This window comes from Streptomyces sp. DSM 118878, from assembly GCF_052936595.1.
Map to the genome: position 1 here is coordinate 146,544 of NZ_CP193622.1, position 25,005 is coordinate 171,548.

Sequence of the window (25,005 nt, forward strand, 5' to 3'; positions counted from 1 at the left end):
CAAGCGCGGTATCAGCGGCACGAGCCGGGAGAGGCGCGAGCCGGGAGAAGAGCGCGCCCGGAGAGGCGCGACCAGGTCGCCAACCGCACGTCACGGTGGCTTTCACTGGCCTTCGGGATCGAACGCCTGGGCAACGGCGAGGCTGTCCTCATAGATGTGGTGCCGAGTGACCAAGCCGTCTTCGAAGGTGAGGTGCATGGCGAACCGCGCGCGATACGCACGTCCGGTGGACCGAGCGGTCTGGCGAATCTCGCCGATCACGACCGCATCGTTTCCGTCGATGATGATGCGCTCGACCTCGGTCGCCACCTGCTCCGGCACGTGGTGCTCGGCAATCTCACGATAGTGGGCGGCCGCGTCGGCCCGGGTGGACCGATGACGGATCCAGGGCGTGGCAGTACGACCGTGCTCAGCCTCCGGCCAGTTCAGTTTCCAATCACCCGGCTCGGCGTACAGCTCGGCGATGCGCTCGGGGTCGCCCTCACCGATCCTGCGCAGCAGTTCCTCGACCGCGGCCCGTGTATTCGTGGATGTGGCTATGGACATGTCTATCCCCTCCGTAAGGTCCGCGTCCTGCTCACGCGGCGAGTCGCCAACCTAGCCCACACAGTCCGGCCGAGGCGATTACCTCCGAAGTCCGGTGCCCCGGGCGCCTGTTCAGGTGTTGGGAGGATCGTTGCCCGACAACCTCGGGCGCGGGTGGCACGGGTCCAAGCACCGCGTGATCGTGGACCGCCGGGGGGACACGGTGACCGCCGAGTCCCGTCGCGGCGCTACCGGTGGTCGGCCGGGAGCGCCTGCCGCCAGCGCTCGGCGTCGATGCGACCTTCGTACAAGGGCAGTTCGAGCGGTACCTGACCGGCTGCGAACGGGTCCCACACCCGTGTCAGGCCCGCCGTGCCCTGGGTGCGCACCCGGCGGACCTCGCGCAGGTCGAGGACCTTCGTGACGATCTGGTCCGTGGCGGAGTCGGTTTCGGCACACACCCGGCCCTCGGGGTCGACGACGAGGCTGCGCCCGTTCCCGTCGGGCCGCGCCGCGTTGACGCTGGCCACGGCGACCTGGTTCACGATCGCGTTGGCCCGGGCGAGAACGAGTTCCTGGGTGCGGTCGACGGTCGGTGTGCGCACGAGGTTGAGGACTAGGTCGGCGCCCTGCCAGGCCAGGTGCCGGGTGACCTCGGGGAACCAGGCGTCGTAGCAGATGGACAGGCCCACGCGCCCGTACCCGTCCATGTCGAAGACGACGAACTCCGTGCCGGGCGCCGTGGTCTCGTACGGGAGCCAGGGGAAGATCTTCCGGTACGCGGCGACGCGCTCGCCCTCGGGCGAGTACACGGGCGCCGTGTTGTAGACCATGCCGTCGGCACCGCGCTCGTAGACGCTGCCGGGCACGAGCCACACGCCTGTCTCGCGCGCGAGGTCCGCCAGGCGGGCGCCGCGGGGGCCGTCCAGCGGCTCGGCGGCCGCCGTCATCACCGTCTCCGCTTCCTCGTCCGGCCGGTGGCCGCACAGGTGCAGCTCGGGGTAGGCCAGCAGCCGGGCGCCCGGGTGGGCGCGGGTGACGCGGCGTACGTCCGCCGCGAACGCGTCCAGGCCGTCGTCCGCGGCGTGGTGGAACGCGGCCGACTGGACTAGACAGATGGACAGAGGGCTGGTCATCGGCGGGCGGGACCTTCCGGGCAGGAGCGGTGTGCGGGGCCTGATCGAGCCAATCAGCCCGTCGCTCAGTGGACAACCCCGCTGTTTCCTGCGGCAGGCACAGGACTAGCCTGTGGCCGCATGACCCTCAACCAGCTGAGGGCCTTCGTCGAAGCGGAGCGGCTCGGGTCGTTCACCGCGGCGGCGCGGGCCATGGACATCGCCCAGGCATCCGCCTCCGAACTGGTGCGCCGCCTGGAGGCGGAACTGGAGGCCGAGCTGTTCGTGCGCGGCAGCCGCACCCTCGCCCTGACCTCGGCGGGGCAGGAGCTGCTGCCCTACGCCCAGCAGTCCGTGGAGGCGGCCGACAGCGGAACCCGGGCCGTGCACTCCCTCGGTTCGCTCGGCGGCGGCACCGCCACCTTCGGGGTGCTGCGCAACGCCGACTACTACCTGCTGTCCAACCTGGTGCAGCTGTTCCACGCCCGTTACCCCTCGGTGCGGGTGCGGCTCGTGGGGCAGAACTCGGCGGAGACCGCGGCCGCCGTGGCGACGGGACGCATCGAGGCGGGCCTGGTCGTGCTCCCCGTCGACGACGAGGGACTCCAGGTGACACCCCTGCTGCGCGACGAGGTGTATTACGTCAGCGCGAGCGAGGAACGCACCCGTACGCCGGTGACCATCGATGACTTCGCCCGGGCACCCCTCGTCCTGTACGACGCGCACTACGGCTGGCAGGACCCGACGCGGCGGCAGCTCGCCGAACGCGCTCAGTACGCGGGGGTCCGGGTCGACCCGCTGATCGAGCTCGAACACGTGGAAGCCGCTCTGAACTTGGTGACCACCGGGGTCGGCGACACGATCGCCAGCCGCGCCGTGGTCGACAGTCCGGCGTTCCCCGCGGGGCTGCACACGGCTCCCTTCGCCGACCCCCTCTACGACACCATCGCGCTGGTGCGGCGCCGCGGGCACCCGCTGTCCCGCGCGACCCGTGAGATGGCCCGCATCGCCGAGGACACCCTGCGCGAGATCCGCGTCGCGCGCGGCGTATGAGGGGCATCTCCCGAGGCGGGACAACGCCACAGGAAGGCGCCACAGGAAGACGCCGCAGGAAGACGCCACAGGAAGACGCCACAGGAAAACCCTGCGGATGGGACAGGAATCGCCCATCTAGTCCTGTGACAGAAGCCCGTCTAGCGTCCTCGCCATGCAGATCACGCACGACGAAGCCCAGTCCCTGCCTCCCCTCCAGTGGCTCAAGAAGCCGTCCGTCGACGGCCCGCCCGCCCAGCGCGACCCGAAGGTGGTCGAGCGTGTCTCCGAGATGCTCACGGACATCGAGCACAAGGGCATGGACGCGGTGCGCGCCTACGCCCAGGAGCTCGACGGCTGGTCCGGCGACCTGGAGGTTCCCGCCACTGAATTGAAGAAGTCGGGGGACGCCCTGCCCCCGGACGTCCGCACCGCCCTGGAGATGGGCTACGAGCGCACCCACCGGTTCGCCGCCGCGCAGCGCGAGCACCTGACGGACTTCGAGATCGAGCTCGCCCCCGGCGTGAAGGGCGGTCAGCGGTACGTGCCGGTCTCCCGCGTCGGCGCCTACCTTCCGGCCGGCCGGTTCCCGCTGCTGGCCAGCGCGTTCATGACGGTCAACGTCGCCAAGGCGGCCGGTGTACCCACGGTGGTGGCGTGCACACCGCCGTCCGGCGAGCACGGCGCCCACCCCGCGGTGCTGTACGGCGCCCACCTGTCCGGCGCCGACCGGGTGTTCGCCCTCGGCGGCGTGCAGGCGCTCGGCGCGATGGCGTTCGGTCTGCTGGGCGAGGCTCCGGTGGACATGCTGGTCGGCGCGGGCAACGCGTTCGTCACCGAGGCCAAGCGGCAGTTGTTCGGCCGGGTCGGCATCGATCTGCTCGCCGGCCCATCCGAGGTCGCGGTCATCGCCGACGACAGCGCCGACCCGGTGTGGGTGGCGGCCGACCTGCTGGGCCAGGCCGAGCACGGGCCCAACTCCCCCGCCGCGCTGATCACCACGTCCGAGCGGACCGGGCGGGCCGTCGTCGCGGAGATGGAGCGCCGGCTCACCTCCCTGGCCACCCGCGACATCGCCGGTCCGGCCTGGCGTGACTTCGGCTCCGTCATCGTGGTCGAGGACCGGGACGCCGCCGTCGCCGTCGCGGACGTCATCGCCCCCGAGCACCTTGAGGTGCACACCGAGGACGACGACTTCTACCTGGAGAACCTCTCCAACTACGGGTCGCTGTTCATCGGGCCGTGGTCCACCGTCGCGTACTCGGACAAGGGCATCGCCGGCACCAACCACGTGCTGCCGACGGGCAAGACCGCACGGTACAACGCCGGCCTGTCGGTCTCCCGGTTCCTCAAGCCACTGACGTACCAGCGGGCCGCGAAGGAGGGCACGGCGGCGCTCGCCCCGGCCGTCGAGCGGATCTCCGCCTTCGAGGGCCTGGCGGCCCACGGCGCGACCGCGACGCTGCGCATCGACAGGGTCGGCCGCACCTCGGGCGCGTTCGACGACGTGCCGGCCGCGCTGCGCGAGCAGCTCTGACCGCTCCTCTCACCGCCGGGCCGGGGGCAGCGTCGTCCACGGCGCCCGTCCCCGGCCCACCCCTCTTCCGGGACCTGCGTGCCGTTCAGGCGCGGCGTGGCTCCCCCTCGTCCGCGAGCCAAGGATCGTCACATGCAACACCCTCCTCCTGAGCCGTCCCCCGCCGCGGGCGCGGCGCTCACCCAGGGCCTGAAGGGCCGCCAGATCACGATGATCTCCATCGGCGGGGTGATCGGCGCCGGTCTCTTCGTCGGCTCGTCGGCCGCCGTGGCCACCGCGGGTCCGGCCGTGATCGTCTCGTTCCTGCTGGCCGCCGCCCTGGTGGTGCTCGTCATGCGGATGCTCGGCGAGATGGCCGTCGCCAACCCCGACACGGGCTCCTTCTCCACGTACGCGGACCGGGCGCTGGGCCGCTGGGCCGGGTTCTCCATCGGGTATCTGTACTGGTGGTTCTACATCCTCGTCATCCCCATCGAGGCCATCGCGGCCGGGGAGGTCGTCGCGGGGCTCACCTCGGTCCCGAGCTGGATACCGGCCCTCGCGGTGATCCTCGCGCTGACCGGCAGCAACCTGCTGGCAGTGCGCAACTACGGCGAGTTCGAGTACTGGTTCTCGCTGGTCAAGGTCGTCGCCATCGTGGCGTTCCTGGTCCTCGGGGCGCTCGCGGTGTTCGGAGTGCTGCCGGGGTCCGACGCCCATGGTGTGTCGAATCTGTGGAGCCACGGCGGCTTCGCCCCGCAAGGTGTCACGGCGATCCTGGCCGGTCTGCTCACCGCGATGTTCAGCTTCCAGGGCAGCGAGATCGTCACCATCGCGGCCGCGGAGTCCGAGGAGCCGCGCAAGAACATCAAGAAGGCGATCCGCGCGGTGGTGTGGCGCCTGGGCCTCTTCTACATCGGCTCGATCCTCGTGGTGGTCTGCCTGGTGCCCTGGAACGCCGACGATCTGGGAGCGGGGTCCTATCAGGCGGTCCTTGACCGGATGAACATCCCGGGCGCCGCCCGGATCATGGACGTGGTGCTGGTGGTCGCCGTGTGCAGCTGCCTCAACTCCGCCGTCTACACGGCTTCACGGATGCTGTTTTCGCTGGCCGGGCGCGGTGACGCCCCGGCCGCCTTCGCCCGGACGTCGCCGCAAGGGGTGCCCCGCAACGCGGTGCTCGCGTCGACGGTCGTCGGCATTGCCGCGGTGTTCGGCAACTACCTGCTGCCGGAGGTGTTCTCGTACCTCATCGCCTCCAGCGGAGCGATCGCGCTGATGATGTACATGGTCATCGCGCTGACGCAGTACGCCGTGCGCCGCAAGGGCGACCGGCCGACCGATGTGCGCATGTGGGGTTTTCCCTTTCTGACGCTGGCCACCATCGCGTTCATCGCCGGGGTGCTGGTCCTGATGGCCGTACTGCCCGGCCACCGGCAGGAGTTGTGGCTCTCTCTCGGGCTCGCCGCGGTGCTGGCCACCGTGGGTGTGGTGCGGCAGCGACGTGGTGCGGAGCCCGAGGACGCCGCCGTCGAGCCCGTGCGCGCGACCATTGGGTCGTGACGGTTCAGCGGGCCTTGGCGTGGGTGGCTCTCGGGACGAACTCGGTCGGCAGGACGAGGCGTTCGCCGTCGGCATCGGCCTCGCCGGCGATCCGCCTGTCCAGCAACCGGGCCGCCTGGCAGGCGAGTTCGTCCAGATCGTGCCGGACGGTCGTCAGGCGGAACACCTCCCAGGCCGCCATGGGCAGGTCGTCGAAGCCGATGACGGTGAGGTCGTCGGGCACCTTGACGCCCGCCGCGAGCGCGGCGTTGAGCACGCCGATGGCGACCACGTCGTTGCCGCAGAAGACGGCGGTGGGCGATTCGGCCGCCTTGAGGAGGGAGGGCAGGGCCGCGTACCCGGTCTCGTACTCGAACGCGCCGCGCACCACGCGGTCATCCGGCAGTCCGATGCCGCTGTCGGCCAGGGCCAGCCGGAAGCCCAGCTCGCGCTCGCGCCCTGTCGTGGTGTTGGCCGCGCCGAAGATACCCGCGATGCGGCGGTGACCGAGTGCGACCAGCTCCCGCGCGGCCAGGCGTCCGCCGCCCTCGTTGTCGACGACGGAGGCGAAGTCGCCGGGCCGGCCGGTGTCCCGGTTGAGGAACACGTAAGGCATGCCGCGGCGCTCCAGCAGGGCGGGCAGACGCGAATCGGTGGTGGCGGTCGCGAGGACGACGCCGTCGAGTGACTGGTCCAGCAGCTTCTCCTCGGCAACCGCCTCGTCGGAGCGCTCGGTGAGCAGCATCATCCGGTAACCGAGCCGCTGCAGTTCGTCGTGGAGCGGCGCGACGATGTGCGGGTAGAACGGGTTGGTCATGTCGGTCACGATGACGCCGACCCGGTGGGTGGACCGGGTCGACAGAGTGCGGCCTGCTTCGCTGGGTACGTAGTTGAGCGCCTGGGCGGCCCGTTTGATCTTCTCGCGGGTGGCCTGCGAGACACGGGGGTCGTCACGCAAGGCGCGGGACACCGTGGGCTGCGAGAAACCCGCGAGTCTCGCCACGTCGTGACTCGTGATCGCCATGTCTCTCTCCTCGCCGACACCTCGTACCGCCCGGCACCGGAACCGGGGCCCGGACAGTATACGTACGCCGACCCCTATACGTATGTCTTCTCCGTCCGCCTTGATCGCGGCTTACTCGTCGACTGCCGCCAGTGCCGCCGCGAAATCCGATTCGAACCCCTTGACAGGACACACCCCCGGAGCCTGTCATGGCAATGCATACGTATTCCACTCTTCCTCGCCCGTCCATCCAGGGAGCCCCCATGCCCGATGCCGTCGTGTCCACGTCCGAACTGGAGCGCCGCACGGTGCGCCGCAGCGACTTCGTCTCCTGCAACCAGGCCTTCATCGACTGCCGTACGCCCGGCTCGGACCGTAAGCAGAACTACGCCATGATCGGGCCGGGCGTCTCGCAGTCCTCCGGCCAGCACGTCAACCTGCGGCTGCCGCACGGCTACAACATCGGTGCCGCCGCCATGCCGCACGGCATCACCAACAACCTGCACCTGCACTACACCGCCGAGGTGTTCATCTGCACCGCCGGCGAATACCTACTGCGCTGGGGTGCCGACGGCGACGAGGGTGAACTCCCCCTCAAGGCCGGCGACATCGTGTCCGTGCCCACCTGGATCTTCCGCGGCTTCACCAACACGGGGCCGGACGACGGGTGGCTGTTCACCGTGCTCGGCATGGACCGCACCGGCGGCATCATCTGGGGCCCCTCGGTCCTGCGTGAGGCGGCACAGCACGGCCTCTACCTCAGCGCCGACAACCAGCTCGTCGACACCGTCGCCGGGGACACCCTCCCGCCGGAGTCCGAACGGGCCACGCCGATGGCACAGGAGCACATCGACCGGCTGCGCCACTACAGCACCGAGGAGATGAAGCGCCGGATCGCCGCGGCCGACGAGCTCGTGTGGTCGGAGCACCCCTTCCTCGACAGCGGCCTGCCGGGCGGCGGCGCGCGCCTGAGCTGCGTCATCGGGTACGGCATGACCGAGGACCCGCACCAGGAGCCGCGCGTGTTCAACCCGCACGGCCACAATCTCGCCTGGCTGCGTGCCGCGCCAGGACAGGGTGTCTCGCAGCACCGCCAACAAGAGACGCAGACGCTGATCGTCAAGGACGGCCTGTGGGAGGTCACCCTCAACCGCACCGACCCGGTCTCGGTGCGCCTGGGCCCGCGCGACATGCTGTCGGTGCCGCAGGACGCCTGGCGCACGCTGCGCAACGTCGGCGAGGAGGAGGCCGACCTCCTGGTGGTCAACTCCGGGGACGGACGGGTCCGTCTGGAGTGGGACGAGGAGGTCCTCAAGGCAGCCGCCGACGCGGGCCTGGGCCTGGACCACAACGGGTACGTCGCCCCGTACGCGCTGCTCCCCCGCTCCGCGCGCCGCTGGTGACCGGCGCGCCGATGCCCCTGGTCGTGGTCCCCGGCATGCTTTGCGACGCGGGCCTGTGGTCGGACGTCACCTTCCCCGAGGGCCACGCCGTCCATCACGTCACGCTGCGGCGGCCGAGCATCGGCGCGCTCGCGGACGATGTGCTGTCCGCGGTGGACGGGCCGTTCGTGCTCGTCGGGCTCAGCCTTGGCGCCATCGTCGGGTTCGAAGTGCTGCGGCGGGCACCTGAGCGCGTGGCCGGAATGTGCGTGATGGCGACGAACGCCGCCGCCCCTCGACCCGAACAGCGGGCTACTTGGCGGGAGTTGGATGCCCTCATCGCGGCCGGCCGGTTCACGGAGGTGGTCGAGCGCACGCTGCCGGACATGTTCCCCGACCGGCGCCGGTCCGCGGCGGACGCCGAACGCTACCGCCGCATGGCTCGGGCCGTGGGCCCCGATGCCACCCGCGCCCAGCTCGCCGCCCAGCCCACCCGCGAGGACGCGCTCGCGGCGCTGCGCTCGGCGCGCTGCCCCTCCGTCGTCCTCGCGGGCAGCCGGGACACGCTCTGCCCGCCCGCCTTCCACCACGCCATCGCCGAGGCCCTGCCACGCTCCCGTCTGCGCGAACTCCCCGACGCCGGCCACCTGGTCCCGTGGCAGCGGCCGGACGCCGTGGGCGCGGCGCTGCGGGACCTGGTCACCGCTGTCACCGCTGTCACCGCTGTCACCGCCCACTGAGATCCCACCCCCGTAACCGACGAAGCCAACCGAAGAGAGCCGTCATGCCCAGAATCCTCAAGTCCTCCGTCTCCGCCGCCCAGGTGAGCGCCGCCCGCGCGGACGTCGCCGACCGGGTGCGCGCCATCCTCGACGACATCCGTGAGCGCGGCGACGAGGCGGTGCGCCAGTACTCCGAGAAGTTCGACGACTGGAGCCCGGAGTCGTTCCGCCTGTCGTCCGAGGAGATCGAGCGCATTGTCGCCGGTGTCCCGCAGCAGGTCCTTGACGACATCCGGTTCGTGCAGGAGCAGGTGCGCACCTTCGCCCAGGCGCAGCGTGACGCGCTGCTCGACGTCGAGATCGAGACGCTGCCCGGCGTCCGGCTCGGCCACCGGCACGTCCCCGTCTCCGCCGCCGGCGCGTATGTGCCCGGCGGCCGCTACCCGCTGACCGCCTCGGCCCATATGACGATCGTGACCGCCAAGGTCGCGGGCGTGCGCCGGGTCGTCGCCTGCACGCCGCCCATCCGGGGCGAGATCCCGGCCGCGACGGTCGCCGCGATGCACTTGGCCGGCGCCGACGAGATCTACCTGCTGGGCGGCGTCCAGGCCGTCGCGGCGATGGCCGTGGGGACCGAGACGATCGGCAGCGTGCCGATGCTGGCGGGCCCCGGCAACGCGTATGTGGCCGAGGCCAAGCGTCAGCTGTTCGGTGAGGTGGGCATCGACCTGTTCGCCGGGCCCACGGAGATCCTGGTGATCGCGGACGAGCACGCGGACCCCTTCGTGGTCGCCGTCGACCTGCTGTCCCAGGCCGAGCACGGCCCGGACTCCCCCGCCGTCCTCGTCACCACGTCAAAGGAGCTGGGGCTCGAGGTCGAGCGGCACATCGAGCGGCTGCTGCCCGGCATGCCGACCAAGGACTTCGCCGAGCCGGCCTGGCGCGACCACGGCGAGATCGTCGTGGCCGACACCCTCGACGAGGCCTTCGAGATCGCCGACTCGTACGCCAGTGAGCATGTCGAGGTACTCACCGAGAACCCGCGCCAGGCGCTGGACAAGATGCGCGACTACGGTGCCCTCTTCCTCGGCGAGGGCACCTGTGTCAGCTACGGCGACAAGGTCATCGGCACGAACCACGTCCTTCCCACCCGTGGCGCCGCCCGCTACACGGGCGGTCTGTGGGTCGGCAAGTACCTCAAGACCGTGACCCACCAGGAGGTCACCGACACCGCTTCGTCGGCGTTGCTCGGCGAGGTGTGCGGGCGCGCCGCCCGCGTCGAGCTCTTCGAGGGGCACGCGCGCTCCGGTGACGTCCGTGCCGCGAAGTACGGCGACAAGGCGCTGGAGTGGAACGAGGAGGCCGGCGCATGACGACCGACCGCACCATGACACCCCAGGCCGGGCGGGCTCCCCTGGCCGGTCGGGCTCCCCTGACCGGGCAGATGCCCCTCGCCGGGCAGACGCCCCTCGCCGAGCGGACGCCCCTCGCCGGGCGGACGGCGCTCGTGACCGGGGGCGGCAGCGGCCTGGGCCGGGCCATCACCCGCTCGCTGCTGGCCGACGGCGCCCGCGTGGTGATCACGGGTCGCGACGGGGACACCCTGAAGCGCACCGCCGACGAGCTCGGCCCCGGCGTCGCCTCCCACGTCTGTGACGTGTCCCGCCCCGAGGACGTCGACGCACTCGCCTCGGCCCTCGCGGACGACGAGATATCGATCCTGGTCAACAACGCGGGCATCGCGGGCCCGGTGGCTTCGCTGACCGACATCTCGCCCGGGGAGTGGGACGAGGTCTTCGACATCAACGTGCGCGGCGTCTTCCTGATGTGCCGGGCCTTCCTTCCCGCGATGACCCGTCACGGCTCCGGTGATGTCATCAATGTCGCCTCGGTGTCGGGCAAGCGGCCGCTGCTGCGGCGCACCCCCTACTGCGCGTCGAAGATGGCGGTCATCGGCCTGACGGCCACGCTGGCGGGCGAGGTGGGGCCGCAGGGCGTCACGGTCAACTCCCTGTCGCCCGGGCCGGTTTCCGGGCCGCGCATGGAGCGAAACTTCCGCCTGGAGGCCGAGCGCACGGGCGGCAGCTACGCCGAGGCCGAGGAGTCCTTCGTGTCACGTGCCGCGCTCGGACGGATGGTGACCGAGGAGGAGGTCGGCGAGGCGGCGAGCGCGATGCTGCGGATGCGTGGCATGTGCGGCGCCGATGTCGACCTGTCGGCGGGGATGGTGGCCCGATGACCGTCCCGCGCGCCCCGCGCCGCAGCCTCAAACAACGCCTGGCGGACGGCGATTCGCTGCGCGGCGCGCTGCTGCGGATGCCCTCGGAGACTCTGCTGGAGATGGCGGGCGTCGCGGGTCTGGACTACGTCGCCATCGACTGCGAGCACGGGCCCGCGGACACGGCGCTGCTCCAGCAGCACATCATGGCGGCCGAGGCCCATGGCATCGACGTCCTGGTACGGGTGGGCACTGCCGAGCCCACGCTGGCGCTGCGCTGCCTGGACCTGGGCGCGGCAGGACTCATCCACCCGCACGTGGACGGCGCCGAGGACGCCCGGCGGGCCGTGGCCGCGAGCCACTACCCGCCATGGGGCGAGCGAGGCTTCGCCACGTACAGCCGGTCGGGACGGTTCGGTACGGTCACCGCGGCCGAGCATGTGGCGGCCTCCCGCGAGACGCTGGTCATCGCGATGATCGAGACGCGGCGTGCGTGCGCCGCGGCGGACGAGATCGCCGGCACCGAGGGCATGGACGCGGTCCTTGTCGGTCCCGCCGACCTCGCGGCGGACTGCGGCTTTCCGGCGCCGGCGGTCGTCGACGACCTGGTCGAGCAGGCACATCGGGCCACCGCCGAGAACGGCCGTACGGTGATGACGATCGTCCCCCACCTCGCGGCGGCGCAGGCCGCCGAGGAGGCCGGGGCCCGGCTGATCGTCTTCAACATGGCGCAGGTGCTGATGGACGCCATGGGTGCCCTCGCCCGGCCTACGGGGCCCGCACAGACCCGCTGAAGGGTCTCCATATGTGGGGTGCCGGAGGCACTCCGCCCCACCCGCGCAGCGTCTCCACCCACCCCAGCTCCACCTCTTGACGCTCCTCCCCCGGAACCCCAATGTTCACGCCTAGTTCATACGTATGCATTCCCCATTCACCGCGCGATCGGAGCAGCCATGTCCTCTGCAGCGCCACCCCGCACAGCCCCCGCGTCCGCCCCAGAAGCGGCGGAGAAGCGGAGCGCGATTCGCCGGGCCATCGGCGCGGGCAGCGTCGGTAACTTCGTCGAGCAGTTCGACTACGGCCTGTACGGCTACATGGCACCGATCATGGCCCCGGCGTTCTTCCCCGAGAGCGACAGGACCGTCGCGGTGCTCGGGACGTACGCGATCATCGCGATCGCCTGCCTGTTCCGTCCGCTCGGCGGCACCATCCTGGGCCGCTGGGGCGACCGGGTGGGCCGCAGGAAGACGCTGCTGTGGACCCTGGTGGCCATGGGCGCGTCCACCGCCCTCGTCGCGGTCCTGCCCACGTACCACCAAGTCGGCATACTGGCGCCGCTCCTGCTCCTGATGCTCCGCGTCGTCCAGGGGGTCGTTTCCGGCGGCGAGTACGTCGGGGCGGTGGCGTTCATCGTCGAGTGGGCCGAGCCCGACCGCCGCGCCTACTACGCCTCATACGCCTCCAACAGCTGCTTCGTCGGCACGCTCGCCGGAGCCGGCGTCGCCGCGCTGACCAGCTGGGTGTTCGAGGGGCCCGCGATGGACTCGTGGGGCTGGCGCATGCCGTTCCTGCTGGCGATCCCGCTCAGCCTCATCGGCCTGTGGATGCGCAGCCGCATCTCGGAGAGCCCGGAGTTCGTGCGGGCCACCGATGACGGCGCCGACGTCGTCAAGTCGCCGGTGCTAGAGGCCCTTCGCTCGCAGTGGCGCCCCATCCTGGTCTACTGCGGCATCTCCATCATGTGCGCGATCCTGTCCTACACCTGGATCACGTTCTATCCGCAGTACCTGACGGACACGCTGGGTCTGCCCCGCTGGATGGGCCTGGCCTCCAACGCCATCTCGATCGCCGTCCTCATCCCGCTGCTGCCGCTGGCCGGCATGCTCTCGGACCGCATCGGGCGCAAGCCGATGCTCATCACGGGCGCCGTGGCCTGCATCGTCCTGGTCCCGCTCGCCTTCTGGGTCGGCGAGGCGGGCACCTTCGGCGCCGCCATCGCCAGCCAGCTCATCTACCTCATACCGGAGTTCTTCCTCACCGGCATCATCACGGTCTGCGCGGCCGAAATCTTCTCCACCCGCACCCGGTTCAGCGCCAGCGCCATCGCGTACAACAGCTCGTTCTCCATCTTCATGGGGATCACCCCGTTCGTCGCGACGCTGCTGGTCGACACCTTCGACACGATCTACGCCGTGTGGGCCTACCTGGCCGTCGGCGCCGTCCTGGCCCTCGTCGTCGTCACCGCTTTCATGACCGAGACATACCGGAGCCAGCTGGGCGCGGACAAGTTCGCCCGCCAGGACACATCACAGCCCGCTTGACCCCGTGGGTCCGCACCGCACCCTTGCCCGACCCACCACCCATTCAGTCATTCAGCCAACCAGCCAATCAGCCAATCAGCCATCCTGCATACGCATTCACACCGCACCGGAACGGAAGAAGCACCATGGCCCTGGACCCCGTCGCGTACGAGCCCTACAACGACCCGGACGAGTTCATCCGCGAGGTGACCGACCGCATCTGGGTCGAGCGCGACATCGCCCACATCGTCGACAACTACGAGCCCGACTCGATCGTCCACGCCAGTCTCGGGACGGTCGTCGGCCGCGACGGCGTCATCGAGGGCAGCACGATGCGGATGGCCGCCGTACCGGGCCACATCGGCCAGGCCGAGGACGTGGTGTGGGAGGCCCGCGGGGACGACGCCTTCCTCAGCTCACACCTGGTCTTCTCCGCCGACGAGCACCTCGTGGACGGCCGCAACGTCCGCGTCCGCAAGCGCACGGTGGCCAACTGCCTCTACCGGCGCGGCCGCATGGTCGAGGAGTGGGTGGTGCGCGACGACCTCGCGGACTGCCTGCAACTCGGCATCGACCCGGACGAGGCCGCGCGCGGCAGCCAGTTCCAGGGATACACCGGGTCGATGACGGAAGAGCCGCCGAAGGACGTGCTCCTGGAAGGTGTCAGCGGGCCGCGCCCGGACGACTTCCGTCCCGAGTGCGAGATGGTCCTCGAGTTCATCGACCGGGTCTGGTCACAGCGCGAGCTCAACAAGGTCAATGACTTCATGGCGCGAGACCTCTTCCTGCACACCATCGGCGACCGCACCGTCATCCGTCCGGAGCGCTACCAGGCCGATCTGCTGGAGATGGTCGGCCCCTTCCCCGACGCGCGCTTCGCCGTACGGGACATCCAAACCCACTACGCGGAGCGCTACGCGGGTCTGCGCGTGGCCGTGACCTGGACCATGCACGGCACGTACCGGGGCACCCCCGCCTTCGGCCCGCTCACCGGCAAGCCGGTCACGGTGCTCGGTGTCTCCCAGTTCCTGATCCAGGACGGCCGCATCGTGAAGGAGGTCCGCGTGTACGACGAGATCGCGCTGCGCGCGCAGATCAACGCGGGGCGGGAGGACGGCGCGGACGACGTGGCGGCCAATATCTACTAGGGATCTACCTGGTACCCACTGGGCCAGGATGGTTGGTTGGTCGGCCGGCCGACTGGCCGGTCGGCTAGCTGGCTGGCCAGCCGGTCGGTCGGTCGGTCGGCCGAAGCAGCACCGCACGGCCGACTGGGCGCACGAGGGAGCGCCTCATCGATCCCGCTTCCCGAATGGGGCCTTGTCGGCAAAGGCCGACTGCGAGGGACCGACGGACCGACGGACCGACGGACCGAGCGGCACGGTCCTGACAGCCACTTGTGTCCGACCGGACCCCGCCCCATCGCTGCGGTAAGGCACCGAATCGACGCGGTGCACGTTGTCGCAAACCGGGCACAGATGAAGTGACGTGTCGTCACCGAACGGAGACCCATGCCGCACGATGAGAAAGACACCCCTGCCGCCCTCCTGTCCCTGCTGCGCACCTGCGTCGACCGGTTGCTCGCGACGGTGGCCGCGCTGTCAGATCAGGACGTACGGGCCCCCTCCCTACTGCCCGGCTGGACCCGCGGCCACGTCCTGACCCATCTCGCCCGCAGCGCCGACTCGCGCACCCGGCTGCTCACCTCCGCCCGCACGGGAAGCGACCTGCCGCAATACGCCGACGACAACCAGCGGGAACGGGAAATCGAGGAGGGCGCCGGACGCCCTGCCGACGCACTCCTCGACGACATGGACACCGCGCTGCGCCGCTTTCTCTCCGCGGCCGAAGACCACCCCCGAAACGCCTGGGACGTGCCGGTGCGCTGGCTCGGAGGCGGTCTGCGGCCGGTACGCGGCGCCGTCTCCAGCATGTTGCGCGAGGTCGAAGTGCACCACACCGACCTGGACACCGGACACCGGCCAGTCCACTGGCCCGCCTCCTTCACCGCCCGCGAGCTGGAGACGACCACCGCGAAACTGCGTACCCAACCCACCGCCCCACCCATGACACTGTGCGCCGACGAGGACCAGGTCCCACGAGTGATCGGCAACAGCCCGGGGCCGCGGGTGAGCGGCCCGGCGGCTGAGCTGCTGGGCTGGCTCACCGGGCGGACCGACGGACACACCCTGACCGTAGAACCGCGAGGCCCCCTACCAGCGCTGCCGCCCTGGCGAAGCTGACCGGACCAGACCTTGATCTCCACGGTGGCGTTGCCGCAGCCGCCGCCACGCCGTTCAACCGTGGCCTTGGCCCTGGCGAAACCGTCACTGACGGGAACATGCGCGACGTTCGTACAGGGCAGAGCCCGAGACGACTTCGCGGCTGCGGGTGCTGACTGAGCGGTGCGGCGGCCAGGAGAGGGAGGGCAAGGAGGGCGGCTGCGGCGAAGCGCAAGGATGCCGTCGTCCTTGAGGCGGCAGCCGCGGAGGGGCTGCCGGTCCTTCGCCCGGGCGAAAGGCCGGTGCCCTGGTAGCCGCTGGCCGCGATGGTCGTGGTCGTGCCGCCGAGAGGGTGGTGGGGTCCGTCCCCCTCGGCGGTGAACTCGCCCCTGAGTCAGAGTCAGGCCCTGGCGGTGAAGGAGCCGAACCTGCTGGACTCATCCCCCTTGGCGTCGTAGAGGACGACGGTCACGGGTGTGCCCTCGTCGAAGGAAGCGTCAATCGTGGGCCCGCTCCCGTTCTCCGGGCCGTGCCAGCCGCTCCACCGCGGCTTGGGGACGTCATCGATGATGACGTGATACAGGTACCGCACGTAGATGGTGTCTCCGTCATCCTTGGTGTCGTACAGCCAGATCTCCTCGTTGTACGGGTGGAACTCGACCTTGCCCGTGACTCCGCCTTTGTACAGGAACGCCTTGGCGGCCCTGCCGCCCGCGTCGTGCTTGAAGTGTGTGCCGTCGTGGTAGTCGTCGAACTGGCAGGGGGGGCAGTTACTGGTCTCGTAGAACTCCGGGCTCCCCATGCTGAAGCCGGCGGCGTGCGCTGTCCCCGCGCTGCTCAGCACTGCTCCTGTCGCGAGGGCGATGCTCGCGGCCGTCATGGCCGTCTTTCGTGTCACATGCATTGCGGTCCCCGTTTCCGAGCGACGCGAAGCCGCTCTGATGATCGAAAGCAGTGCTTCGTTCACGTTGCTCCGCAGCCGGTCTGTCGCTGCCGAGCGTGACATCGGTCTTTGAGGCGTCGCCTCGGACGAGACTGTGCCGTCCGCACGCCCGGGCCGCCAAGTGTTTCGGCCTCAGCGCAAACACTGTGCGCTCGGTCCGCCGATGGCTAACGTGCCAGCAGCAGTGTTCGGGGGAACGCGAGCCGGCCGGGGGGGGGCGTATGCTGCGCATCGACTACGACCAGGGTGACCTGGAGCGGATTCGGGTGGCCGCCGGACCCGACCCGATGTGGGAGATCGTGCTCAGCCTGCACCTGCTGCAGAACCGCCAGGAGGCAGTGCGCTTTGATCCGTGGCGGCGCGCCGTCCGCCGTGCGCTCGCCGAGGAGCAACTGCTGCCGATGGCCCGGGCGTTGATGCGGCTGGCTCCTTGGGCGGCATACTTTCCGGACTTCCTCACACCGGGTCCCGGCGGCGAAGACCTCGACGAGAGCATTGAGCGGGTCATGCGGACCCCTCGCCGCCAACTGCGCGCTGAACTGGGCCGGATATGCGTCGGGGCCTCCATGCCGAACGTTGCCCGGCAGATCGCCGCAGGCGGGCCGCACGCTCTGCGCAGGCTGGGGGCCGCCCTGCGCCGCTACCATGGTGTGGCCGTGGCGCCGTACACGAAGGCGATACGTGAAACGGTGGCCGCGGATCGCACGCTGCGGGCGGAAGCGATGTTGAGCAGCGGGTCCGCGGGGCTGTTGGCCAGCTACGGGGCATCGGTGGTCGAACCTGCGTCGGACGCCGGAAGTGTGTCTCTGGACTACCCGATGGGCCACCGGCTCGCTCTGCACGGACGGCCGCTGACGATCATCCCGTCGTTCTTTTGTGTGTGCCTCCCGGTGACGCTCGCCGACCCGCTCCTGCCTCCGGTTTTGGTCCAGCCGCTCTCACCTGACCCAGGCTGGTTCGCCCGCTCCCAGACGACTGCGGTACAAGACGCAGCGAATCTTCCCGTTGGCCAGCTGATAGGGCGAGCCAGGGCCACAGCACTCGATGCCCTTGAGACGCCGCTCACGACCACCGGCCTCGCTCTTCGTCTGCGGCTCGCCGCCTCGTCCGCGAGCCGGCACGCCGCTGTGCTGCGCGAGGCGGGCTTGATCGCCTCCGAACGACGCGGCAATGAGGTGCTGCACCGCAGAACTCCGCTCGGTGATGCCCTCCTCAACGGAGCACTGCCGGGCACAAAAACGCCGTCCTCCAGGCATTGCCACGACGGGACCTTGTAATCGGAGCTGACGCAGTCGGCGCCAAGTGGCGAGCCAGTCGGGGCCTGCCTCCAGTGGTAGACGGAATCCAGCAGGTTCGCAGAATCTGAAGGCGGCTTGGTAAGCGACATCGCGCTACGGTGTCGTCATGTCACGATCAGTCGAAACCGGGTCAGTGTTGTCTGCCGTCACGGCGGACGACGTCGACCTTGCCGTGCGGCTCGCCGTGGGCGTCCTTCGGGACGCACCTCCGGAGGGGTGGGGCGGTAGGGCTGGTTCGCTGGAGTGGGACTGCTGGGAGACCCTTGAGCACCTTGCCAACGACCTGTTCTACTACGCCGTCCAGCTAGGTCGTTTCTGATGGCTCTTGGACGGTGTCGCGGAGCCAGATGACGATGGCGGTGGCGGTGAGGGTGCCGTTGAAGATGTAGTCGCGTTTGTCGTAGCGGCTGGCCACTGCCCAGAACTGTTTCCACTTGCTGACGCAGCGCTCGACCGCGCTGCGCCGTCGGTACTGGGCCTTGTCGAATGCGGGTGGACGACCGCCGGCCCGGCCACGTTTGCGGCGGTTGGCCCGCTGGTCGTCCGGTTCGGCGATGGTCGCTTTGATGCCCCGGCGGCGCAGGTAGGCGCGGTTGTCGCGGCTGGAGTACGCCTTGTCGCCCCGCACCCGGTCGGGGCGGTGGCGTGGGCGGCCGGGCCCGCGGCGAGGAATGCGCAGCGTCTTCAGCACCGGCAGGAGCATGGGGCTGTCGCCCCGCTGGCCCGGCGAGGTGAGCCAGGTCAGCGGGCGGGCCCGGTCGTCGGCCAGCAGATGGACCTTGGTGGTCACCCCGCCTCGCGAGCGTCCCAGTGTCTCCCGCCCATCGGCCTCCACACGCGCCCCGCCCCCTTTTCGGGGAAGTCGCGGGGCGGCCGGTGCCGGGCCCCGGCCGCGTGCTGGTGAGCCCGGCAGGAGGTGGAGTCGATGTTCACCGCCCACTCCCGCTCCAGCTCGCGGACCAGGGCGCCGTCGGGATCACCGGCATCGGCCTCGATCTGCAGCTCGGCCAGGATCCGCTGCCAGGTGCCGTCCGCCGACCAGCGGCGATGCCGTTCATAGACGGTCTGCCAGGGCCCGTACCGCTCCGGCAGGTCCGGCCAGGGCACCCCGGTACGGGCCCGGAACAGCACCCCGTTCACCACCGTCCGGTGATCGGACCACTGCCCACCAGGCCGACCGTTGGCCGGCAGCAAGGGCTCGATCGCCCGCCACTGCGCATCCGTCAGTTCATGTCGTCGCACCATGCCCGACGCCTGCCCAGACCAGAAGCTGATCCACCCACCGACCAAGAGCCATCAGAAACGACCTAGGTCCGCAGAGCCCGCCGCTGGACACTCATGTGCCCATCGCATTGAGACGGAAGAGGCCGGACGGACCTACGGTCTTCCTCTGCGCGGACCGTAATGCGGGTCCGGCGGGCCTGGTGCAGGTGCTGGAGGCGAGTGGCGCGCTGCTGGCCGCCATGGTGCGTACGACGCCGCCCCGGGTCCGCGCCCATCACGCCAGCGGGGTGTCAGACCCCGAGGGCTTCGCGGCAATGGGGGTGGCGGAGACGCTGGTGCACACGCACGATCTGGCGGAAGGCTTGGGGCTTGCCTGGACTCCACCGTCCGCTCTCTGCTCGCGAGTGCTTGCCCGTCTGTTCCCAGACGTCCCAGGCAGCGCGGATCCCTGGCTCACCCTGTTGTGGGCCACCGGGCGTGCCGAACTGCCCGGGCACCCTCGTCTCACCACATGGCGCTGGGACAGCACGCTGCGGTCATAGGCGCGGTCGGCTTGAGCCGAAGTCAGTCTGATGGCTGTGCCCGTACCGCGGCGAAAAGCGCACCGAGCCAACCGTTCCCGCCAGCAACCCGGCGAACCTATGCGGTCGCAGCAATAGTCCTCTGGGGCAGGAACTCGTTCAGATAGTTGGCGTGGCGTTCGACGGTTTCGTCTGCGGTCTTCGTCCAGACGTAGGGCTGCGGGTCGGTGTTTCCGGCGGCGATCCAGGTGTGGATGTCCTTCTTGAGGGCCTGGGCCGCGGCTTTCAGGGGCCTTCGTGTCTGCGGCCACGGCTCGCGCGCAGGCGCCGGCTCGGGACGAGATACGTAGGCCCCTGCGCACGGCTAGTGGTTTTCGTGTCCTTGTGGTGGTGTGCCTACCCGTTGCCCCTTCTCCACGACGACGAACTGCCCCATCATTCCGCCGTCTTCGTGTGCCAGCAGGTGGCAGTGGTACATGTACGGGGTATCCGGGTCGGCCGGCCCCTCGAATCGCATCGCCAGCTTCATCGTCGTGCCGTTCGGCAGGAACACTGTGTCCTTGGCCCCGCGCAGCTCGGGCGGTGGCGTCTTGCCGTTCACCTCGAGTATCCGGAACTGGACGTCGTGCACGTGGAAGTTGTGGGGCATGCCATTGTGGTTCCGGACGGTCCACGTCTCGGTGGTGCCCCGCGTGACGGTGTCATCTATTCGGTCCATCTTCATCGCGCGCCCATTGATCCCGGACTCCTTCAGGTCGAAGAAGCGCCCGCGCGCTGAGTTCTTGCCGTCAGGCACCTCCAGTTCACCCAGCTTCCCCGGAATGTCGCCAGAAGCGCGCAGCTGCTTCGCGGCCCGTAGCTGAAGGACATCGAAGGAGTCGTCGCCCCCACTGAACCGCTGCTCCCACGCACTCCCGTAGTTGTCCTGCGGGAAGCTGCGCAGGACCGTCTTCTCGCCCGGCTTCATCCGCACGACGATCTCGGCCCGTTCGCCGGGTGACAGCTGTATCCGCTGTATGCGGGCCGGCTGCTCGAGAAGACCGCCGTCCGTGCCGACCAGTGAGAACGAGCGGTCGTCCGGGAAGCCGAAGTCGTATGTGCGGGCCGTCGAGGCGTTGAGCAGCCGCAGTCGGATGAGCTCGTCGCCGACCTTCTGGTACGGGCGGAGCGTGCCGTTGACCATGGTCCGGTCGCCCAGGAAGCCGACGTGGCGCATCATGTCGTGACCGTGGTCGAACTTCGCGCCATCGAACCTGACGTCCTGCACGATCACCGGCAGATCGTCGACCCCGTACTTCTTGGGCAGCGTGAGCCGCGCCGACTGCTTGTCGTCGACAAGGAACATCCCCGCGAGGCCGCGCTGCACGTGCTTCTCCGTCGCGCCGTGCGGATGCGGGTGGTACCAGAGCGTCGATGCGGGCTGGTCCACCGTCCAGTGCGGACTCCAGCTTCCGCCCGGCCTGACCATCTGGTGCGGGCCGCCGTCCATCTTCGCGGGCAGGTGCATGCCGTGCCAGTGCACCGTCGACGCCTCATCCAGGCCGTTCCGTATCCGTACACGGATCTTCTCGCCGCGCTCCGCGCGCAGCGTCGGCCCCAGGTAGTCGCCGTTGAAACCCCAAGTGGATGTCTTCCGGCCGTCCTCGAACTCCTTCTCACCCTCCCGCATCCGCAGGTCGAAGACACGGGTTCCGTCCCTGTCCACGCGGGACTTCGCGAGCGGAGGTACCGAAAGTTCGTTGTCGAACTGCTCCTCGCCGACCGTGCTGATTTTGGCGTCGTTCCACAGCCACAGGACACCGCCGCCGATCGCCAGCGCCGCGACGGTGACGAATGAGGCAAACACAACGAGGAAGCGCTTGAGTGGGGACATGCTTCAAGCTTCGCGACGAGCCCCGCCCGAGACATCGGGGAACGCCCCCGACCCAGCCCTGACTTGACCCCGAAGGTCCTCAGGGATCCGACCCTTAGAAGAAGAGCTGTGCCTGCGTGATCACCACGCAGCTTGGCCGCGGCAAGGTTCATCGCCCTCATAGGCATGGGGTCAGGACTATAGGAGGGCGCAGGCGACCAGCCGGTCCCATGCCAAGGCGGCTCCCGCGGCGGCCGTCCGCCGAAGTTCGACACGACCGACTACCGCGAGCGTCACGCAGTTGGGTACGGGACCAACCGCCTCAAGAGGTACCGGGCGGCGGGGCCACCCACTACGAGGAGTTCGCCGTCCGCTGCGAGGCGACCGACGACCATCCTCGTCACCGCCATCAACGAGTGGCTGTGACCCGTGCGGAAATCAATTCGCCTGGCTACGGTGCAGACATGACACTCGCCTCATGACCACACACTTCACGGTGCGCCTGGCTCAGCCTGGCGATGCGCGGCTCTTGGCCGAACTGCGCTGGACGTTCAAGCAAGAGGACCTCGAAGGGCAGCCGTCCGCTCCCGCCCGGCCTCTGGAAGAGGCGGAGCGCTGGATTCGCGACCGGCTCCGCGATGGCCAATGGCTGGCGTGGGTCGCTGAGGCCGGAGGGGACATCTGCGGTCACGTCTTCCTCTGCCCGGTGGAGAGGATGCCGGATCCGTACAGCGACAACACACCGGTCGGCTACGTGACGAACTTCTACGTCACGCCGTTGCAACGGAACACGGGAGCAGGCTCTGCGCTACTTGCGGCGCTGAAGCAGCACTCACGCAGGGCCGGCTTCGACACGCTGATCGTCTGGCCGTCAGAGCGCAGCAGCCCTCTCTGGCGGCGGTCCGGTTTCCAACCTCCAGAGGAGCTGTTGGAACTGCCACTCGACGCCTGAAGAGAGCCTCTTCCGATACACGGTTACGGGGTTGCGGTTGCCAGTGCCGCGCGGATGGCGTCTTCGCCCGCCGGCTCGCCCTTCTCGTTCGAGGCCGGCCCGTAGGGGGTCCCCCACACCGGCGTGCCCGTCGCCTGCCGCCAGCTATCGGCCAGCGGTCCCGCGTCCACCACGCCGTACCCGATGGATTCGATGAATGCGGTCACCGCCGCCTTCGCCGAGGCTGAGTCCCCGGCAATCGGCAGGTACGAGCGGTCGGCCGCTCCCGCCGGGCGGGCGAGTGACAGCAGGTGCTTGAAGAAGATGTTGTTGAACGCTTTCACGAGCATGGCGTCCGGGACATACCGCAGCAGCAGCTCGCTCGATGTGAGCGACTTGCTTTCGAGCTCAGGGAGGTACCCGTCACGCTCGGGGCCGTAGTTGCACGTGTCGATTACCGTCTCCCCGGCCAGTGACGCGACAGACAGTGGCGCTGCAAGCAAGTTGGGGAAGGCCTTGACCGGAACCGTGACCACGACGATGTCACCAGCCGCCGCGGCCTCCCCGCTCGTCGCCGCGGACGCCCGCGGCCCCAGTTCCGCGACCGTGTCCGCGAGTGTTTCCGGACCCCGCGAGTTGCTGAGCACGACCTCGTGCCCTGCCTCGATGGCGAGCCGCGCGACGGTACTGCCGATGTACCCGCTCCCGATGAATCCCACAGTCGTCATTTCTCAGCGTCCTGCTTTTGCGGAGAAGTAATGGCCGTTGTCCAAATCGGCGAACAGGCCGGGGTGAGTGGGTTCCCAGCCGAGGGTCCGACGGGTGATGAGATTGGACGCCGGGTAGCTCTGCGTGACTAGGTTCGCGAGAAAACCGAAGTACCCCGGCACCATCAACACGTCCGCGGGAACGCTCACGGCGGGCAGGCCCAGCCGGCTGCCAATGGCCTCGGCGATCTCGCGGAACGGGATGGCCCCGTCCCCGCTCCCGACCCCGTCCCCGTCCCCGCCCCCGACCGCGTGCCAGTATTTGCCGGCCGGCCCCTTCTCCAGCGCCAAGCGGAACAAGGAGGCGACATCGCGGGCGTGCACGGCGTTCCATGGGTTCGCGCCACCTCCGGGGTAGCCGACGAAGCCCTTCTCCTTCGCGAGCGCGATCAGCGTGGGCAGGAATCCGGCAGTATCGGTCGTACTGTGCGCGATGTTGGCGATCCGTACGACCGAAGACCGAACTCCCCGCTCGGCGAGGCCGACTACGGCGGTTTCCACGACGTTACGAACCCGCAGTGTGCCCCGGTACTCCTCACCGCCGGGAAGGGCCGGGTCCTCCTCAGTGACCGGCCGGCCCAGGTTCCCTGGCGAGCCTATGCTCCCCGCCGCGACCAGCGGCTTTCCGGTTCCCGCCAGTGCCTCGCCGTATGCGAGCACGATCGGGAGCTCCGCGGCTGCCACGGCGTCGATACCGCCGGAGAAGAGCAGGTCTTGCCTGTGCGCGACGTGGATGACGCCGTCGGAGTCCGCGGCCGCCTCCTTGAGCCCGTCGAGATCCTCGAGGTCGCCTCGACGCACCTTCGCGCCGAGCGCGGACACCGCCGCCGCGGCCGTGTCCGACCGGGCCAGGCCCGTGACCTCATGTCCGGCGGCGATGAGTTCGGGGATGATGTACGAACCGGAATGACCGGTCCCACCTGCTACGAAAACGCGCATTTCACTGTCCTTATGAGGGTGGGTGCAGCGGTGTTCTTCTCGTGCCGTGGCTCAATTGGTGTGATTCGGCGCGAGAAGTGGTGTTGCGAGTGGCTCAACTGAGAATCGTGATGCCGAGGGAGAAGTTGGTGTGCTTGACGGAGTGGGTGATGAGACCCAGCTCCAGCAGGCCGACGTTCTCCAGTGCCCGCGCCATGGGCAGCTCCCCGGTGTCGAACGGGCGCAGCCCCAGGCTCTCGACGAACGCTGACACGCGAGCCTTTGCCTGCGCGTCATCGCCGGCGATGAACACGTCCAATGAGCGTCCCTCGGTAGGCCCGGCTGCCAGAACATGGGCGAACAGCGTGTTGAACGCCTTGACCACATGTGCGCCGGCGGGGGCGGCCTTGGCGATTTCCTGTGCGCCGGAACTGCCGTCGGGAGTGACAAAGCCCTTGAGATCGGGTGTGACGGGGTTGGTGACGTCGATGATGACCTTGCCCTGTAGTGCGTCCCCGTACTCGCTCACCACCGCTGCCGCGCCGGCGTACGGCACGGCGAGGATGACGATGTCCCCGGCCGGAGCGGCGCCGGCCGCCACGGCAGTGGCACCGCCGAGCGCGGCGGCCAACTCCTTGGCCTTGACCGGGTCGCGGCCGATGAGCTCGACGGCGTTGCCACCGGCGAGCGCCCGGGCGGCCAGGGCGCGGGCCACGTTTCCCAGGCCGATGATGCTGATGCTGCTCATGAAGTGCCTGCTCTCTGGAGCTGGGTAGGACGCCATGCCCACCCCGTTGTTGTTAAGGGTTGCATCCATGCAACCCATGTGATCCGTGTAATTCATGCAATCCATGTATCCATGCAATCCGCGTACCCAATTCGCTTCGGCCTCAATGGGTACCTATTCAGGTTGTCATTGGCCTGAGCGGGTGTCCAAGACTTCTTTTAGTCGTGGTGATACCCTGACGGCATCA

22 protein-coding genes and 2 pseudogenes are annotated in these 25,005 nt (G+C 69.4%); 15 read left to right on the forward strand and 9 right to left on the reverse strand.

All coding sequences use genetic code 11. From position 1 onward, the window contains the following. Positions 1-102: 102 nt before the first annotated feature. Entirely contained in the window at positions 103-546 is a 444-nt protein-coding gene (locus tag ACRAKF_RS00575) for a nuclear transport factor 2 family protein (protein WP_447034674.1), read from the reverse strand. A 227-nt stretch (positions 547-773) separates the two neighbouring features. After that, positions 774-1,661 carry a carbon-nitrogen hydrolase family protein gene (locus ACRAKF_RS00580; protein WP_447034675.1) on the reverse strand — a complete coding sequence of 296 codons (888 nt, stop codon included), beginning with the start codon at positions 1,659-1,661 and terminating at the stop codon, positions 774-776. 120 nt (positions 1,662-1,781) lie between these two features. Between ACRAKF_RS00580 and ACRAKF_RS00585 the strand changes: the two genes are divergently transcribed. From ACRAKF_RS00585 to ACRAKF_RS00595, 3 genes are all read left to right on the forward strand, one after another. Beyond that, entirely contained in the window at positions 1,782-2,693 is a 912-nt protein-coding gene (locus ACRAKF_RS00585) for a LysR family transcriptional regulator (protein WP_447034676.1), read from the forward strand. A 154-nt stretch (positions 2,694-2,847) separates the two neighbouring features. Beyond that, on the forward strand, positions 2,848-4,209 hold the full coding sequence (gene hisD, locus ACRAKF_RS00590; protein ID WP_447034677.1) for a histidinol dehydrogenase: 1,362 nt from the start codon (positions 2,848-2,850) through the stop codon (positions 4,207-4,209). A gap of 132 nt (positions 4,210-4,341) precedes the next feature. Next, the gene (locus tag ACRAKF_RS00595; RefSeq protein WP_447034678.1) at positions 4,342-5,751 is read left to right on the forward strand and encodes an amino acid permease; all 1,410 of its coding nucleotides are present in this window, start codon (positions 4,342-4,344) and stop codon (positions 5,749-5,751) included. A gap of 4 nt (positions 5,752-5,755) precedes the next feature. On the opposite strand, the gene ACRAKF_RS00600 is transcribed toward ACRAKF_RS00595, so the two are convergent. Next, complete coding sequence (locus tag ACRAKF_RS00600; protein WP_447034679.1) at positions 5,756-6,754, reverse strand: LacI family DNA-binding transcriptional regulator; 999 nt, start codon at positions 6,752-6,754, stop codon at positions 5,756-5,758. 242 nt (positions 6,755-6,996) lie between these two features. Here ACRAKF_RS00600 and ACRAKF_RS00605 point away from each other — a divergent pair, with 242 nt between their 5' ends. The 8 genes from ACRAKF_RS00605 (at position 6,997) to ACRAKF_RS00640 (ending at position 15,598) form a co-directional block, all read left to right on the forward strand. After that, positions 6,997-8,136, forward strand: coding sequence for a cupin domain-containing protein (locus ACRAKF_RS00605; protein ID WP_447034680.1), 1,140 nt, complete (start codon positions 6,997-6,999; stop codon positions 8,134-8,136). An 11-nt stretch (positions 8,137-8,147) separates the two neighbouring features. Next, a complete protein-coding gene (locus ACRAKF_RS00610) occupies positions 8,148-8,855 on the forward strand; it encodes an alpha/beta fold hydrolase (protein ID WP_447034681.1) in 708 nt (235 codons plus the stop codon). A 44-nt stretch (positions 8,856-8,899) separates the two neighbouring features. Further along, positions 8,900-10,210 carry a histidinol dehydrogenase gene (gene hisD / locus ACRAKF_RS00615; protein ID WP_447034682.1) on the forward strand — a complete coding sequence of 437 codons (1,311 nt, stop codon included), beginning with the start codon at positions 8,900-8,902 and terminating at the stop codon, positions 10,208-10,210. Then, positions 10,207-11,076: an SDR family NAD(P)-dependent oxidoreductase gene (locus tag ACRAKF_RS00620; protein ID WP_447034683.1), complete on the forward strand. Its 870-nt coding sequence runs from the start codon at positions 10,207-10,209 to the stop codon at positions 11,074-11,076. The genes hisD (ACRAKF_RS00615) and ACRAKF_RS00620 overlap by 4 nt, the downstream gene beginning before the upstream one ends. Next, entirely contained in the window at positions 11,073-11,849 is a 777-nt protein-coding gene (locus ACRAKF_RS00625) for an HpcH/HpaI aldolase family protein (protein WP_447034684.1), read from the forward strand. Before ACRAKF_RS00620 ends, ACRAKF_RS00625 begins: the two co-directional genes overlap by 4 nt. A gap of 159 nt (positions 11,850-12,008) precedes the next feature. After that, positions 12,009-13,376: an MFS transporter gene (locus ACRAKF_RS00630; protein WP_447034685.1), complete on the forward strand. Its 1,368-nt coding sequence runs from the start codon at positions 12,009-12,011 to the stop codon at positions 13,374-13,376. A 125-nt stretch (positions 13,377-13,501) separates the two neighbouring features. After that, the gene (locus tag ACRAKF_RS00635) at positions 13,502-14,503 is read left to right on the forward strand and encodes an ester cyclase (RefSeq protein WP_447034686.1); all 1,002 of its coding nucleotides are present in this window, start codon (positions 13,502-13,504) and stop codon (positions 14,501-14,503) included. A gap of 363 nt (positions 14,504-14,866) precedes the next feature. Next, positions 14,867-15,598, forward strand: coding sequence for a maleylpyruvate isomerase family mycothiol-dependent enzyme (locus ACRAKF_RS00640; RefSeq protein WP_447034687.1), 732 nt, complete (start codon positions 14,867-14,869; stop codon positions 15,596-15,598). 379 nt (positions 15,599-15,977) lie between these two features. On the opposite strand, the gene ACRAKF_RS00645 is transcribed toward ACRAKF_RS00640, so the two are convergent. Next, entirely contained in the window at positions 15,978-16,481 is a 504-nt protein-coding gene (locus ACRAKF_RS00645; protein WP_447034688.1) for a hypothetical protein, read from the reverse strand. A 260-nt stretch (positions 16,482-16,741) separates the two neighbouring features. Here ACRAKF_RS00645 and ACRAKF_RS00650 point away from each other — a divergent pair, with 260 nt between their 5' ends. Together ACRAKF_RS00650 and ACRAKF_RS00655 are read left to right on the forward strand one after the other, a co-directional pair. Beyond that, the gene (locus ACRAKF_RS00650) at positions 16,742-17,797 is read left to right on the forward strand and encodes a transcriptional regulator (protein ID WP_447034689.1); all 1,056 of its coding nucleotides are present in this window, start codon (positions 16,742-16,744) and stop codon (positions 17,795-17,797) included. Positions 17,798-17,924: 127 nt separating this feature from the next. Beyond that, positions 17,925-18,128 (forward strand): annotated as a pseudogene (locus ACRAKF_RS00655) (hypothetical protein); the annotation flags it as partial. On the opposite strand, the gene ACRAKF_RS00660 reads toward ACRAKF_RS00655, so the two are convergent. Then, a protein-coding gene (locus ACRAKF_RS00660; protein ID WP_447041729.1) for an IS5 family transposase occupies positions 18,123-19,060 on the reverse strand; the annotation gives its coding sequence in 2 pieces (ribosomal slippage) (positions 18,123-18,691 and positions 18,691-19,060; 939 coding nt in all). The pseudogene ACRAKF_RS00655 and the gene ACRAKF_RS00660 sit on opposite strands and share 6 nt — an antisense overlap. Positions 19,061-19,125: 65 nt before the next feature. Between ACRAKF_RS00660 and ACRAKF_RS00665 the strand changes: the two are divergent. Continuing rightward, positions 19,126-19,584 (forward strand): annotated as a pseudogene (locus ACRAKF_RS00665) (hypothetical protein); the annotation flags it as partial. A gap of 343 nt (positions 19,585-19,927) precedes the next feature. On the opposite strand, the gene ACRAKF_RS00670 reads toward ACRAKF_RS00665, so the two are convergent. After that, a complete protein-coding gene (locus tag ACRAKF_RS00670) occupies positions 19,928-21,436 on the reverse strand; it encodes a multicopper oxidase family protein (protein ID WP_447034690.1) in 1,509 nt (502 codons plus the stop codon). A 457-nt stretch (positions 21,437-21,893) separates the two neighbouring features. On the opposite strand from ACRAKF_RS00670, the gene ACRAKF_RS00675 reads away from it, so the two are divergent. Continuing rightward, positions 21,894-22,367 (forward strand): N-acetyltransferase family protein, encoded by a 474-nt coding sequence (locus ACRAKF_RS00675; protein WP_447034691.1) that lies wholly within the window; start codon positions 21,894-21,896, stop codon positions 22,365-22,367. Positions 22,368-22,390: 23 nt separating this feature from the next. Here the strand turns inward: ACRAKF_RS00675 and ACRAKF_RS00680 are convergent, their stop codons facing one another. The 3 genes from ACRAKF_RS00680 to ACRAKF_RS00690 all read right to left on the reverse strand — a co-directional run bounded on the left by ACRAKF_RS00680 (position 22,391) and on the right by ACRAKF_RS00690 (position 24,779). Continuing rightward, complete coding sequence (locus tag ACRAKF_RS00680; protein ID WP_447041730.1) at positions 22,391-23,065, reverse strand: NADPH-dependent F420 reductase; 675 nt, start codon at positions 23,063-23,065, stop codon at positions 22,391-22,393. A gap of 12 nt (positions 23,066-23,077) precedes the next feature. Beyond that, positions 23,078-24,052: an SDR family oxidoreductase gene (locus tag ACRAKF_RS00685; RefSeq protein WP_447034692.1), complete on the reverse strand. Its 975-nt coding sequence runs from the start codon at positions 24,050-24,052 to the stop codon at positions 23,078-23,080. A 94-nt stretch (positions 24,053-24,146) separates the two neighbouring features. Further along, positions 24,147-24,779 carry an NADPH-dependent F420 reductase gene (locus ACRAKF_RS00690; RefSeq protein ID WP_447041732.1) on the reverse strand — a complete coding sequence of 211 codons (633 nt, stop codon included), beginning with the start codon at positions 24,777-24,779 and terminating at the stop codon, positions 24,147-24,149. Positions 24,780-25,005 lie beyond the last annotated feature (226 nt).

What these genes read in the sequence shown, in the direction of transcription:
- ACRAKF_RS00575 (WP_447034674.1), bottom strand. Translation starts at nt 546, where the DNA reads ATGTCCATAGCCACATCCACGAATACACGGGCCGCGGTCGAGGAACTG.
- ACRAKF_RS00580 (WP_447034675.1), bottom strand. Translation starts at nt 1,661, where the DNA reads ATGACCAGCCCTCTGTCCATCTGTCTAGTCCAGTCGGCCGCGTTCCAC.
- ACRAKF_RS00585 (WP_447034676.1), top strand. Translation starts at nt 1,782, where the DNA reads ATGACCCTCAACCAGCTGAGGGCCTTCGTCGAAGCGGAGCGGCTCGGG.
- hisD (WP_447034677.1), top strand. Translation starts at nt 2,848, where the DNA reads ATGCAGATCACGCACGACGAAGCCCAGTCCCTGCCTCCCCTCCAGTGG.
- ACRAKF_RS00595 (WP_447034678.1), top strand. Translation starts at nt 4,342, where the DNA reads ATGCAACACCCTCCTCCTGAGCCGTCCCCCGCCGCGGGCGCGGCGCTC.
- ACRAKF_RS00600 (WP_447034679.1), bottom strand. Translation starts at nt 6,754, where the DNA reads ATGGCGATCACGAGTCACGACGTGGCGAGACTCGCGGGTTTCTCGCAG.
- ACRAKF_RS00605 (WP_447034680.1), top strand. Translation starts at nt 6,997, where the DNA reads ATGCCCGATGCCGTCGTGTCCACGTCCGAACTGGAGCGCCGCACGGTG.
- ACRAKF_RS00610 (WP_447034681.1), top strand. Translation starts at nt 8,148, where the DNA reads ATGCCCCTGGTCGTGGTCCCCGGCATGCTTTGCGACGCGGGCCTGTGG.
- hisD (WP_447034682.1), top strand. Translation starts at nt 8,900, where the DNA reads ATGCCCAGAATCCTCAAGTCCTCCGTCTCCGCCGCCCAGGTGAGCGCC.
- ACRAKF_RS00620 (WP_447034683.1), top strand. Translation starts at nt 10,207, where the DNA reads ATGACGACCGACCGCACCATGACACCCCAGGCCGGGCGGGCTCCCCTG.
- ACRAKF_RS00625 (WP_447034684.1), top strand. Translation starts at nt 11,073, where the DNA reads ATGACCGTCCCGCGCGCCCCGCGCCGCAGCCTCAAACAACGCCTGGCG.
- ACRAKF_RS00630 (WP_447034685.1), top strand. Translation starts at nt 12,009, where the DNA reads ATGTCCTCTGCAGCGCCACCCCGCACAGCCCCCGCGTCCGCCCCAGAA.
- ACRAKF_RS00635 (WP_447034686.1), top strand. Translation starts at nt 13,502, where the DNA reads ATGGCCCTGGACCCCGTCGCGTACGAGCCCTACAACGACCCGGACGAG.
- ACRAKF_RS00640 (WP_447034687.1), top strand. Translation starts at nt 14,867, where the DNA reads ATGCCGCACGATGAGAAAGACACCCCTGCCGCCCTCCTGTCCCTGCTG.
- ACRAKF_RS00645 (WP_447034688.1), bottom strand. Translation starts at nt 16,481, where the DNA reads ATGCATGTGACACGAAAGACGGCCATGACGGCCGCGAGCATCGCCCTC.
- ACRAKF_RS00650 (WP_447034689.1), top strand. Translation starts at nt 16,742, where the DNA reads ATGCTGCGCATCGACTACGACCAGGGTGACCTGGAGCGGATTCGGGTG.
- ACRAKF_RS00670 (WP_447034690.1), bottom strand. Translation starts at nt 21,436, where the DNA reads ATGTCCCCACTCAAGCGCTTCCTCGTTGTGTTTGCCTCATTCGTCACC.
- ACRAKF_RS00675 (WP_447034691.1), top strand. Translation starts at nt 21,894, where the DNA reads ATGACCACACACTTCACGGTGCGCCTGGCTCAGCCTGGCGATGCGCGG.
- ACRAKF_RS00685 (WP_447034692.1), bottom strand. Translation starts at nt 24,052, where the DNA reads ATGCGCGTTTTCGTAGCAGGTGGGACCGGTCATTCCGGTTCGTACATC.
- ACRAKF_RS00690 (WP_447041732.1), bottom strand. Translation starts at nt 24,779, where the DNA reads ATGAGCAGCATCAGCATCATCGGCCTGGGAAACGTGGCCCGCGCCCTG.